At 36.9% G+C, this 12,600-nt stretch carries 15 protein-coding genes and 1 pseudogene; 6 read left to right on the top strand and 10 right to left on the bottom strand.

Features of this window, described 5'->3' with window-relative positions; all coding sequences use genetic code 11:
- Positions 1 to 47: 47 nt before the first annotated feature.
- Positions 48 to 224: a DUF2526 family protein gene (locus DD649_RS12915; RefSeq protein ID WP_294107510.1), complete on the bottom strand. Its 177-nt coding sequence runs from the start codon at positions 222 to 224 to the stop codon at positions 48 to 50.
- An 85-nt stretch (positions 225 to 309) separates the two neighbouring features.
- Entirely contained in the window at positions 310 to 870 is a 561-nt protein-coding gene (locus DD649_RS12910; RefSeq protein WP_294107508.1) for an XRE family transcriptional regulator, read from the bottom strand.
- A gap of 80 nt (positions 871 to 950) precedes the next feature.
- On the opposite strand from DD649_RS12910, the gene DD649_RS12905 reads away from it, so the two are divergent.
- Together DD649_RS12905 and DD649_RS12900 are read left to right on the top strand one after the other, a co-directional pair.
- A complete protein-coding gene (locus DD649_RS12905) occupies positions 951 to 1,607 on the top strand; it encodes an AzlC family ABC transporter permease (RefSeq protein WP_294107506.1) in 657 nt (218 codons plus the stop codon).
- Between the two features lie 5 nt (positions 1,608 to 1,612).
- Complete coding sequence (locus tag DD649_RS12900; protein ID WP_294107867.1) at positions 1,613 to 1,930, top strand: AzlD domain-containing protein; 318 nt, start codon at positions 1,613 to 1,615, stop codon at positions 1,928 to 1,930.
- Positions 1,931 to 2,023: 93 nt separating this feature from the next.
- On the opposite strand, the gene DD649_RS12895 is transcribed toward DD649_RS12900, so the two are convergent.
- Both DD649_RS12895 and DD649_RS12890 read right to left on the bottom strand, forming a co-directional pair.
- Entirely contained in the window at positions 2,024 to 2,212 is a 189-nt protein-coding gene (locus DD649_RS12895) for a YegP family protein (RefSeq protein ID WP_294107504.1), read from the bottom strand.
- Positions 2,213 to 2,647: 435 nt separating this feature from the next.
- On the bottom strand, positions 2,648 to 2,983 hold the full coding sequence (locus DD649_RS12890; protein ID WP_294107503.1) for a hypothetical protein: 336 nt from the start codon (positions 2,981 to 2,983) through the stop codon (positions 2,648 to 2,650).
- Between the two features lie 276 nt (positions 2,984 to 3,259).
- Between DD649_RS12890 and DD649_RS12885 the strand changes: the two genes are divergently transcribed.
- Entirely contained in the window at positions 3,260 to 4,264 is a 1,005-nt protein-coding gene (locus DD649_RS12885; protein ID WP_336430827.1) for a luciferase-like monooxygenase, read from the top strand.
- 68 nt (positions 4,265 to 4,332) lie between these two features.
- Here the strand turns inward: DD649_RS12885 and DD649_RS12880 are convergent, their stop codons facing one another.
- Positions 4,333 to 4,719, bottom strand: coding sequence for a YkgJ family cysteine cluster protein (locus DD649_RS12880; RefSeq protein ID WP_294107500.1), 387 nt, complete (start codon positions 4,717 to 4,719; stop codon positions 4,333 to 4,335).
- Positions 4,720 to 4,913: 194 nt separating this feature from the next.
- Positions 4,914 to 5,099: pseudogene (locus tag DD649_RS12875) on the bottom strand (hypothetical protein); the annotation flags it as partial.
- 194 nt (positions 5,100 to 5,293) lie between these two features.
- On the opposite strand from DD649_RS12875, the gene DD649_RS12870 reads away from it, so the two are divergent.
- Positions 5,294 to 5,839: an NAD(P)H-dependent oxidoreductase gene (locus DD649_RS12870; protein WP_336430826.1), complete on the top strand. Its 546-nt coding sequence runs from the start codon at positions 5,294 to 5,296 to the stop codon at positions 5,837 to 5,839.
- 528 nt (positions 5,840 to 6,367) lie between these two features.
- The gene (locus DD649_RS12865) at positions 6,368 to 7,327 is read left to right on the top strand and encodes a hypothetical protein (RefSeq protein WP_294107497.1); all 960 of its coding nucleotides are present in this window, start codon (positions 6,368 to 6,370) and stop codon (positions 7,325 to 7,327) included.
- A 232-nt stretch (positions 7,328 to 7,559) separates the two neighbouring features.
- Here DD649_RS12865 and DD649_RS12860 read toward each other — a convergent pair whose 3' ends face one another.
- The 3 genes from DD649_RS12860 to hxpB form a co-directional block, all read right to left on the bottom strand.
- Entirely contained in the window at positions 7,560 to 8,951 is a 1,392-nt protein-coding gene (locus DD649_RS12860; RefSeq protein ID WP_294107495.1) for an L-cystine transporter, read from the bottom strand.
- Positions 8,952 to 9,131: 180 nt separating this feature from the next.
- Entirely contained in the window at positions 9,132 to 9,707 is a 576-nt protein-coding gene (locus DD649_RS12855; protein ID WP_294107493.1) for a metal-dependent hydrolase, read from the bottom strand.
- Positions 9,708 to 9,900: 193 nt separating this feature from the next.
- The gene (gene hxpB / locus DD649_RS12850) at positions 9,901 to 10,566 is read right to left on the bottom strand and encodes a hexitol phosphatase HxpB (RefSeq protein WP_294107491.1); all 666 of its coding nucleotides are present in this window, start codon (positions 10,564 to 10,566) and stop codon (positions 9,901 to 9,903) included.
- A gap of 347 nt (positions 10,567 to 10,913) precedes the next feature.
- Here hxpB and DD649_RS12845 point away from each other — a divergent pair, with 347 nt between their 5' ends.
- Positions 10,914 to 11,453, top strand: coding sequence for a YniB family protein (locus tag DD649_RS12845; protein ID WP_294107490.1), 540 nt, complete (start codon positions 10,914 to 10,916; stop codon positions 11,451 to 11,453).
- A 96-nt stretch (positions 11,454 to 11,549) separates the two neighbouring features.
- On the opposite strand, the gene DD649_RS12840 is transcribed toward DD649_RS12845, so the two are convergent.
- Positions 11,550 to 12,419, bottom strand: a complete 870-nt coding sequence (locus DD649_RS12840; protein WP_294107487.1) for a fructosamine kinase family protein — start codon at positions 12,417 to 12,419, stop codon at positions 11,550 to 11,552.
- Positions 12,420 to 12,600: the final 181 nt, after the last annotated feature.

Raw genomic sequence — 12,600 nt, 5'->3', positions numbered from 1 at the left:
GTTTAAACGATGCTAATGGATTATTAGGGTGGAAACCCTAATAATCTTTATTGGTTATGATGAACAAAAATGGCGTCTCTTAAACGTTGCTGCTGCTCAAACCTCTGTTCGTCTGTTAATCCCGCATCATGAGATAACTGTGTGAGCAATTCATTCATGTTATGAACAATATTTTCGTCTAATTTTAAATCAACTTTTTTAACTATTTCTTCGTAATATGTCATTGCGCATCGTCCTGTAAATTTAAAGGTCAAATTATAAGATATGAAAATATTAAATGCATTATCGATAATTATATCTAATTAAGTGCTAATTTTGTTTATCGATAACCATTACAGCCATCGTATCAGGTTCAAGTGCCCGCATAATATGAGGCTCATCTCCAGGATAATGAATATAGTCGCCGGGGTGCAACTCTGTTGGGTTATCAAGCGGGCCGACTAAGGCTCTACCTGACATCAAAATAATATGTTCACTCACACCGTGCATATGGGGTTCTGAAATGCGGTCACGACCTGGTTGAGCAACCACGGTATAAATATCACGTCGTGAATCAGAGGGTGCCGACGAAAGTAAAAAAACTAAATAATTAGCATGTTCAGCACTGATTTGGACACCATCACCATGACGGATCACCGTTACTGTTTCTCGTTTATCTTCAATGAGACGAGCAAATGGAATATCTAAAGCAATACAAAGTGCCCATAACGTCTCAATACTGGGATTACCTTGGCCTGATTCTAATTGGGATAAAGTCGATTTAGCGATCCCTGCCTGACGAGATAATTCAGATAAAGATAACCCGCTTTTTAATCTCTCACGGGCGAGTGCTTTTGATATCAGTTCGATAGGGGGCGAAAGTAAGCTCAATTTTAATATCCTATTTTGATTGACTTAGCGATAATCATCGACATAATGAACGAACGTATTATATATCGAACGGTTGAATTATGCTAACTTCTACACTTAATAATAACACAGTGAAAAATATTACACTGGTGTGTATTGCAGACCTTATTGTTGGAATTTCGTATGGGGCACTGGCCCATTCCCAAGGATTTGATTTATGGGTGCCCCTGACTCTGTCTATTTTAGTTTTAGCTGGGGCATCAGAATTTTTATTTATTGGTGTTATTTTTACGGGAGGAAGCCCTATTTCGGCGGCATTAGCGGGGCTATTGGTAAACTCGCGACATATTCCATTTAGCTTTGCTGTCAGCGAATTGGCAGGAAAAGGGCCAAAAGCACTACTGGGATATCATATTATGAATGATGAAAGTGTCGTATTTGGTTTAGCACAAGAAAATAAAACAGAAAAACGTGCTGCATTTTGGTTATGTGGGATAGGGATCTTAATTTGTTGGCCCGCAGGTGTTTTGATTGGTGAGGCGCTGGGTAGCTTCATTAATGATACTCATGTGTTGGGAATGGATGCAATGTTTCCCGCGATCATTTTAGCATTATCATTACCGGCGCTAAAAGATAAACGTTTGAGGATCACTGCAATTATTGGGGCTGTGATTGCTGTTGCTGTGACTCCAGTATTACCGGCGGGAATACCCGTTTTGCTTGCGTTATTGAGCCTAGTTATTTATATAAGGAAATAATTATGATGGATAATCCATGGCTTATTTTAGCGGGTATTTTAATATTGGCTATTGGTACGTATTTGATGCGCGCATCTGGCGCTATTCTAAAAGATAAAATAGTTTTATCCGACAACAGTCAGGCTCTATTTTCAGCGGCGGCGATTGTGATCTTATTCTCTGTTGCAGTGACTTCAACAATCTTTGATGGAAGTCACCTGTCTGATTTACCTAAAGTCGTTGGTGTTTTGGTGGCTGGTATTTTAACGTGGTTTAAAAAACCATTTATTTTGATTGTGTTATCTGCGGCGGCGGTAACCGCGTTGCTACGTTGGATTCTTTAGTAGTAACATCGAGATATAGCGTAATCATAACCATTTGGTTTTAAAATAGATATTGTCAAAGCTGTCCCTACCTTATCGGTAGGGAACAGACATTTAAGCAGTTAAATCATTTATTGTTTCGGTGGAACCATTTTTCTGGACAGAGGCTATGCCTTTTAGTGCTGATTGTTTTGATGCATACATTTCACTTGTCGCAATGATTTCATGATTTGCAGCTTTTAAAACAAAGTAATAAGGCTGAGCCACATCTTTGGTCGATTTTTTTAGTTCAAAATAACCCATGGTTAGCTCCAAAATAATTTTAACTATATTAAGGTTGATTGAGGTTGGAAATTTAATCTATATAAAAACTTCAGTTTGTATAAGGTATTCAATATATAAGGTAATTCAAGTTATATGAGAAAATGGAATATTATCAATAACTTTTATAGATACTATTAATGGAAATTACGTTTACAACAAATTATCTTTAGTTACTTCGATTTAAAGATTAGTCGTAATAATGTAATTTTACCAGTGCTTAAAAAGTAATTAGGATTAAGTACAAAAAAAAGCCTCTGTAAACAGAGGCAATCGTAGGATATATATAAAATTTTTATTATCTGATTAACATATATTTTATTGGCAATAGATACTATGCGGTTATACATATCGTTGTGAAAGGTATTACCGAACACTTAAATTATATTCAACCATTTGTTCACCAATACAATCAGATTATTGTGTTACGGGTTTGTTCACTGGCAGTGGTGCTGGCATCGTATATTTATTTGAATTTTCAGGAACTTCAATTACTGCAACCTTAACGATGTAGCGTTTACCATCTTCAATTTTTGGCACATTATTGGCTATTTTTTTTATTGTTTCATTAGGTGTAGTTGTTTGTTCCGTTACGCTATACACCATGTTATGGTGATTTCCCATATGTTGGCGTGGCGAGCTGTTTTCCATGTTTTGGCGCGGAGTATGGTTATTATTCGCACTGTTAGCGACTGCTACAAACCCTACTGACATTAAGACTAAAGCAAGTAAACCTGAATTAATTTTTTTCATCATCTATCCCTCTATGTTTTCGATAACTAGATACTCGATGAATTCATTTCTTCTCGCAATCGCTTTTACCTCTGTTGACTGAAGCTTCATAATTACTGCACTTTTTATTCATGTTTGGCTCATATTGCTATTTATTCGCTATTTCTGTACCGATTAAAAGTCAAAATATTAAGTTTTAGTCCAGTTGTGCTGAGCACATTCCAATAGCTGGTGAACAGGGAGGTTATCGTCTAGGATGGCTACAGAGTTAATAAAAAACTAACTAAGTGAGTTGTCATGTCAGATAAAAAAATTCCACTTTCCTTACTCGATTTAGCGCCGATTACTCAAGGTTCGACTGCAAAAGAGGCATTTTCTCATTCTCTAGATTTAGCGAAAATGGCACAAAAGCAAGGCTATTATCGTTATTGGTTAGCAGAACATCATAATATGACGGGAATTGCGAGTGCGGCTACGTCCGTTTTGATTGGTTACCTTGCGGCGAATACAAGCACACTTCGTTTAGGTTCTGGTGGCATTATGCTACCAAATCATTCACCTTTGGTCATTGCTGAGCAATTTGGTACATTAAATACACTGTATCCTGAACGTATTGACCTTGGAATAGGGCGTGCTCCGGGCAGTAATCAGCAAACGATGCAAGCATTGCGTCGCCATATGAATAATGATATCGATAACTTTCCCCAAGATGTTGCTCAAATAGTGAATTGGTTTGATGCGACCGATCCTGATCCTGCCGTGCGTCCAGTTCCTGGATTTGGTGAAAAGGTACCCGTATGGTTATTAGGTTCCAGTTTATATAGTGCAAGGCTTGCGGCTGAAATGGGATTACCTTTTGCTTTTGCATCACATTTTGCCCCCGATTTGTTATTACAAGCGTTGGAATTATATCGTGCTAACTTTAAACCTTCAGATAGGCTAGCTAAGCCTTATGCAATGGTATGCATTAATATTATTGCCGCAGATAGCAATCGTGATGCAGAGTTTCTATTTACGTCTATGCAACAAGCTTTTGTTATGTTGCGTCGTGGACAAACTTCTCAACTCCCACCGCCAGTCGAAAATATGGAAACTATTTGGTCTCCAGCAGAACAATTTGGGGTTCAGCAGGCACTCGCTATGTCTTTGGTCGGCGATAAAGCTAAAATTCGTCATGGATTAGAATCGATATTACGTCAAACGCAAGCTGATGAAATCATGGTTAATGGACAAATATTTGATCATCAAGCACGGTTATATTCATTTGAATTGGCAATGCAAGTGATGAATGAAATCTCATGATGAGTTGATTGCAATACTAATTGAGTTAGCTTGGAAGATAACCCAGAAATGCTCTGGGTCATTGACGATTAACAAGCAATTTGCGGCCGATTTGGCTCGAGTGGTGCTAATCCATAAGCCGCGCGAGCTTTATCGCAAGCTTCATTATGTATCCCATTAAGCCAAGATTGCTCAAATTCATGACAAGGCGTTGGTCTTTGGTGATATATTGCACAAGAAACATTTTCCCCAATATTCCCTTTAAGCGCAGTACAGCGTGTATTTTGTTTTTGATTAGTTCCTTGCATACAACTCATAAATGGTGTGATTTGCTCTGTTAGATGTTGTGGTACAGTGCCGCCACCTATTTGCGCTTCAGCCCAATAAAAGGAAACACGAAAATAGGCGCAACAAGCACCGCAGCTAATACAAGGGTTATTTGAGGAATTAGTTTCTAGTATATGAATATTGGTCATATAATTACAGGAGTCCATATTTATAAAATCATTAGAAATATTAATATTAACTGCAATTAAATTGTTTAGTGTTGATGGCTAGTCTATTGTATTTTATTGTTTTTTTATTGCTGAGTTATGCAGTATTACTTTTTAAGTAAAAAATAATCCTATATGCTTATTTATCTTTTAAGCTAAAAAAGTTACCCAAAACCTTAGCGAAATTCACCCTCAAAATAGTACAGAAAGTAGACTATTAAAATTACATCAATTTGCCATTCTTTTCTATGGTCATCGTCATAATTATCTGCCAATTTTTGTGATCTGTGATCCAATAGTTTTTGAGTATTTACACCTTGATATCGATACAATTTTTTTGATAATGATCTTTATTGCATGTGTAGTTATGCATAATAATCAACCAAAAATTTAAAGCTTCATTTAACATAGATTTATATGACAGAGAAACAAGACTGACATTTGACGTTGTACTATATGCAGGGGGCTTTCATTCAGTTGCTGGCCTCTGTTCTTATTTTCTACTGGAAATCTCTATTGACGATATGAAATTTCTAAAAATTATGGGTGTTGAAGTATGCATATTCAGATTTTAATTGGTAGTGTTCGTCAGGGGCGTATTGGGCCACAAATAGCATGCTGGGTTAAAGATGTGGTAAGCCAAAAATACTCTACAGAAATTATTGATTTAAAAGATTGGTATTTACCAATGGATGATGAACCTGGATTGCCTGCTGAAGGTATTTATATGCATAAGCATACAATTGCGTGGAGCAAAAAAATTCAAGAAGCAGATGCCTATATATTCGTTTTTCCACAGTATAATTGGGGTTACCCAGCGGCATTGAAAAATGCTATAGATCATTTGTATAAAGAATGGAATAAAAAACCGGCGATGATGGTCAGCTACGCAAATAGAGGAGGGGGTAAAGCTGCACATCAATTACAGCAAGTTCTGGAAGGAATTCACATGAATGTGACTGATACGAATTTAGAAATAAAACTCTCAGAAATTAAATTTTCTCAGTCTGAAGATGTCACTAACTACCCTGAATCCCTTTATCATTATGAAGACAATCTTATAATGGCAATGAATCAGATGCATGATATTCATTCTTATTGAGAATAAAAGTCAAAACGTTGCATTATCAAAATTACTAATTAAAAATTTAGATAATAATTAATGGGTTACCACATAATTTATAGATTGAAACCTCGCTTAACGCGGGATTTTCTGTTTTCTGAGGAATTGATAATGCAAATATTAACAGAGTTAGTATTTAGACCAGTTAAAGAAACGTTAATAGAAAATATAGACGATATATGTATTGATACAGTTAATATATTTAGTTACACACTATAGACGAAATTAATAACTTATGAATATCAATTTACTCACCACCTGAGTAGTATTCTTCGTAGCCAACAACGCATGTTTATTTAAAACAGCTAAAATAGTATGGAAGAGCGACTGGTGACTATAAGTTTACTAAAGCATGAATGCAATTTTGCTAAGAATAAATTATTGCAAATGTGTTCAAGGTGAAATTTAGCATTTGCATTAACATGGCAATGATAAAAAGTATGCAAACCTACTAAATATCAGTGAGATATATAAAAACTGCTAAGGAACACTTAAATGAAATCCCTTATGAACAAAACAATAAAAAATAGAGTTAAGAAAGGGGTGTTTAGTTCGTTATTACTGACTTTCAGTGCGCTTTCTTATGCCGGTGTTACATGTACTCCTCTAGGAGCGTGGTTCCCTTTGCCATTACTATCTATTGATATGAATACAATACCAGGAAATATCCCTGCTGGAACAACATTAGGTAGTGGTTTTTCAGCTATATCATGGAATTGTAATTTTTCAGGATCTCAAGCGGATAGAACTATCTGGTTTTACAATCAAACGCCCGAATCAACTAAAGCTTATCTTCTCTCTAGTGGCGTTAGAGTTTATCAATCAGCTTATGACACTAATGAAGTAGAAATTACAGCACTGAATACACCTAGATTAATGGTTGGGTATTGGAATACAGGTAATTATTCAATAGCTTTATGGCATACGTTTACTATAAAGCGCGGAGCGGGACCATTAAAATCATTTGATACAGGTAATTTTACTCTCGGTTATCACACGGATGGTGTGAGAAATCGTATTGGTGATAATTACACTATCCGTCTGGTAGGAACATTAGTTAACTATTGCCCGACACCTATTGTTACGATGAGTGATGAGGTGGTCGATTTTAAAGAGCTTACGACAGACCAATTTGAAAATAATAAAACAGTAAAAGAAAATTTTAATTTAACATTAACGCCTGTTTCAACATGTGAAGCCGCACTGGAAGTTAGTGTTAAATTTCAAAGTAATAAAGGCGTAGTCAATAATAAATATTTAGTTTTTGATAATGGCTTACAGATGGCGATTACAGACAGAAGTTTAGGGCAAGAAATTCGCTTTGATCAAGAATATTATAAAGGTGTTATTTCTCAGCAAAAACCGGGTAATTACCTTTATTCAGCGGAATTATCTAAAGAAAATAATTCAACGATTAAACAAGGCCCGTTTAGCAATACCGTCAATGTTTTATTCTCATATAGGTAATAGAAACATAGTTTTCAAATATTGTTGATGAAAATAGAAAGATAATAAAATAATCAAAAGTATATGTGAGGTATTTTAAATAAGCTTTAGTTTCATTTTTAAGCTTTACTTGTATCAATTTAATCAAAGGCTGCGCATTGTGTGGCCTTTTTTGTATATAGTCACTAAGAATCAATAAATTAAAGCAAAAAAAACCTGCCTAAGAAGGCAGGTCTATTAGCTGAACTAATAATTAAACATGCTTTAATTCAGTATCATTTTCTTGATTGAAAACTGATTTATCAGTTTCGCCCATTAATTGACTTGTTACGGTACCTGCTGTCATAGAACCACTGACGTTAAGTGCAGTACGGCCCATATCGATTAGTGGCTCAACGGAAATCAATAGAGCAACAAGTGTGACGGGCAGTCCCATCGCAGGTAGCACGATTAGCGCTGCAAATGTTGCACCACCACCCACACCTGCGACACCTGCTGAGCTGATAGTCACCAGACCCACTAACGTTGCTATCCACAGAGGGTCAAATGGATTGATTCCCATCGTCGGTGCAACCATGACTGCAAGCATTGCAGGGTAGATACCCGCACAACCATTTTGACCAATAGTTGCACCAAAAGAGGCAGAGAAGCTCGCAATCGACTCAGGAATACCAAAACGACGTGTTTGTGTCTCGATATTTAGCGGGATACTTGCGGCACTTGAACGACTAGTAAACGCGAAAGTTAGTACAGGCCCTGCTTTTTTGAAAAAGGTAATAGGGTTCAAACCTGTTGATGCGACTAATATGCCGTGAATAACAAACATAATGGCAATAGCGACATAAGATGCAATGACGAATGTCCCTAGGTTAATGATGTCTGCAAGATTAGAGCTCGCAACGACTTTTATCATTAACGCCATAACACCATAAGGGGTTAAACGCATAACTAAACGCACTAATTTCATTGCCCACGCTTGTAGCACATCAATAGCCGCTAATGCTTTCTCACCGCGTTCTTTATCATCTTTAAATAGTTGCAGTGCAGCTACACCGAGGAATGCAGCAAAGATAACAACACTGATGATAGAAGTTGGACTTGCGCCAGTTAAATCAGCAAACGGGTTTTTAGGGATAAATGATAAAATCAGTTGTGGAACCGTTAAATCTGAAACCTTACCAATATAGTTAGTTTGGATAGCACTTAGACGTGCTGTTTCTGATTGGCCTTGAACTAAGCCTTCAGCTGTCAGCCCAAACATATTGGCAATTAATATACCAACCAATGCAGCGATTGCCGTAGTGAATAACAACGTGCCGATTGTTAGAAAGCTAATTTTACCTAGTGATGAGGCCTTATGTAGCCTTGCTACCGCACTCAAAATAGAGGCAAAAACTAATGGCATAATGACCATTTGTAATAGTTGAACGTAACCATTACCTACGATATTGAACCAAAGAATGGAGTCTTTTACTGTTTGGTGGCCGCTGCCGTACACTAAATGTAGTACGACACCATAAGCAACACCGAAAACGAGACCAACCAATACTTTTTTAGACAGGCTCCAGCCTTTTGAACCAAGTTTTGCTAGCAGTATTAGTAATGCCACAAAAACGAGTAAATTTATAATTAGAGGAATATTCATTCCGGACTCCAAATCGCTGATTTTAAATTACGTTGCTTGTTATTTAATCCTTCATGGTTATAAGGATTATATTTCTTCTAACAATTGGTTATATGTTATCAGGTGATAAAACACATTTCTTATAATGAAAAGTAATAAGATAGTTTTATTCATGCTTACAGTATATTACAAAAGCGGCGTTTATGTAGACAAGTGTATATCCATTTGATTATGAATATATTTTATTGCGCTCTCAATTTGAAAGTAAAAATCCAACTGGTAGCCTGCCGGTAACAAACATGCACAAACAGTCAAAACAACAGAAATAAAACGCTCACCTCGTTTGCTATTTTTACTGCGTAATAATGGTAGGCAAAAACGTTGAGGTAAAGGCCATAGAAGAGGAACCCCTGATGGAGTGAGCATATCGGCGACAAGATGACTCAGATAACCTAATAAAAAAGCTTGAATTAAATCACTGGGAATACCCCAATCAACAGGTAACCATTGATAGCAGGAAATCATTAATATAAGCCATGCTATTAAGCTATGAGTAAAGCCACGATGGCCACAGAGTTTTGATATCGGAAGGGAGACTATACGTAACAGACGCCCAGGGATAGATGAAGGGTGGTCAATATCGGGCAGTAATGCACCTAATAACGTTCCTGGGATCATGTGCAGCCAATCACCTTGAGCAAGCTCAGGCGTTAATTGTAATTTATGAGCCATTATTAACGAGGCGACGGAAAAAAGCAGATGCCCTTCAGCAGTCATGGTGGATAAAATACCATCTGTTTATCTATACAGTTAAATGGCAGTATAAAACGTTTAAAAAGAATATGATAGAGGGAGTAAGTTAAAAAAACTCTTATTTATTAGCAGATAACAAAAGAATTTTATTCTCTGATGCAAATTCCCCTATCGAAAGTGGATAGGGGAGCGCACTTATTAATTTATGAGGCGATGATTAGCGTAAATATTCAGCAGTTAAGTCATTGAGTGATGCCAGTTTCACATCAGCTAATCCGAAACGAGGATCGTTGAAATGTTGACGATCCGGTATCACAATAGAGCGCATTCTTGCCGCTTTTGCCGCTATCATACCGTTGAATGAATCTTCTAAAGAGACGCAATGGATTGGTTTTGTCGACAGTTGTGCCGCTGCTTTAAGATAAACTTCAGGATGCGGTTTACTCATGGGTAAATCAGCCGCAGAAACTACCGCTGAAAAATAATGGCGAATATTAAGCAGCTCTAGAACTCTTTCTAACATATACATCGGCGAGGCAGAGGCTAGGGCAATTTTTAAATCTAAAGAGCGACATAATTCCATTGCATGTTCGACACCAGGAAGAACAGGACGAGTTTCTTCAACTAGACCAATAACGCGGTCAATAATTCGTTGTTTCGCTTCTTCTTGGCTACAACCTTGCCAAGGTGAAGCTTGATACCAAAGTTCAACAACGTGATCAATACGTAACCCAAGTGTGTCTGGAAGTGAATCAGCGATAGAAAGATCAAGCCCCAACTGTGAGAAAACCTCATGTTCTGCTTGTGCCCAAAAAGGCTCTGAGTCTATTAGCAAGCCATCCATATCAAAAATAACGGATTGGATAGGTAATTTATGGTACATGTCAAAACTCCATTCATGTATGAGTGTATTCTTGCCAGATTTCAAGTGATTGAATCTAAATAAAACATCACAATAGACAGTGTTCTCATTGTGATTGGCAACTTGAAAGTGTTAGCGCCTACTTTGAGTGATGCATTGTAGCAAGTCAGCACCCGATTAGACATATACAGCTAGCGCTAATATTGAACCCATTAGTGCATAGGGTAGTGCATAGGGCACTTGAATAATCTGAAAGTGATAACAAAACTATCATTTCTAAATGGAAATTTGTAGAGGATGGGCAATTTCAGCTATTATTAATAGGAAAATTGGGTGACAAAAATAAATATTGTTAAGGAATAGTTGCAATGAATTTCCGCAATGCTAGTTATATCGCTATTGGTAAACGTATTTTGGGGTGGGTTGTATTTCTTGTGGCGTTAGTTTCTACGTTAGCTTCTTTAATTAAACTAGCAGCGATAAAAGGATTAGAAGGTGAAGGGATTAATGCGGTCGCGAATGATTTTATAAAATTGATGGCCGAAATGACTCGCCAAAGTACCGCATTCCTTAATATTTTTTGGAATAACTCACCAATACCTCATGCCGCAGATGGTTTATCGGCTAACAATATTAGTTTTACGGTAATTTTTGTTTTTATATTTGTTGGGCTTGCTTTAAGTGCTTCAGGATTGCGGATGTACAGACAAATTAAGTTTATTCGTGAAAGTCTTGAAGATCACGTAATTTTGGAAAAAGCCAAAGGTATAGAGATTTCAAAAGAAGAATTAGAAGCTAAAGTGACTATCCCTCGACACACTATTTTTACACAATTCTTTATTTTATATTTTTGGCCAGTTGTGCTAGGAATTGGTATTTTCTTTATGTTGAATTTTTTAAATTGGTAGGTTCTGTTAACCGTAGAAATTATAGTTATTGAGTCTAATAAGTTATCCGAATCACTTAAAAAGTTAAGTGATTCGGCATTACGCTAGCGTAGTATTTTATTGTGTTTCAATCAATTTATCGATGATCGCTCTTGCTTGCAGGTAACTTTGTTCATTACCAAAAATATTGGCTTGATTGAGTAAATAATAAAGTTGATAAATCGGTTGTCGTTCCAAAAAACCATTAGGTAGCGGCCATACGCTTTGATAGCCATCAATAATTTGAATTGGTAGCTCATGATATAAAGGCAACATAGCAATATCACATTCTCTGTCTCCCCAATAACAGGCAGGATCATAGAGAACACCGTCAATATGATTTGTTACTGCGCAATTAGCTGGCCATAAATCGCCATGTAATAAAGACGGCTGAGGTTGATGTCCCGAAAGACGGTTTTTAACAATATCAACAATCAATTGAATATCACCAAATACCATCCCTTTTTCAGAGGCAAGCTGTAATTGTAATCCAATGCGTTTTTCTGCAAAAAATGAATTCCATCGTTTTTCCCAGCTATTTGGTTGGGTGATGGTACTTAGCATAGTGTCAAAATCAAAACCATAACTCGGTTGTTCTTCCCATTGATGCAAGCGAGCAAGTTGTTGACCAAAGTGCCAAGCGTTTGTGGCGTCAAAGGGTTTTAATGGGAAATATTCAAGAAGGAGGAAGCTATGATGTTTATTGCTACCAACACCATACACTTTAGGGATAGTGACGGTCTGGCTTTTTGCTAATATTTCTAACTGTTCAGCCTCTTGTTTAAACAGCGGCAAAAACTCGCGTCGATTTTGCTTAATGAATACGGTGTGTTCACCGTAGTCAATGCGTAATGTATGGTGAATGTCACCCCCTGATAGCATGACTTTATTACGTAGCTCCGCTTCACCTAAGTGTTCACTTAATAAACGACACATTGCTTGCCACATGATCCACCTCGCTTTGCTTTGGTCTTCATTAATACAATACTATAGCGACAGTTTAGGAATTAATAGTGATAATTGTATAAAAAGAAGAGCCTATCACGAAATAATTGGCAGGATATTTTGTCTGCATATAATTCTAAGACACAGTAAATGAAGTACATCACAATTTATCTAAATTGAGAAT

Source organism: Providencia sp., assembly GCF_003533305.1.
Lineage (GTDB): Bacteria > Pseudomonadota > Gammaproteobacteria > Enterobacterales > Enterobacteriaceae > Providencia.
Note: the sequence above shows the minus strand (reverse complement) of the source record. Positions and strands in the feature narration are given on the sequence as shown.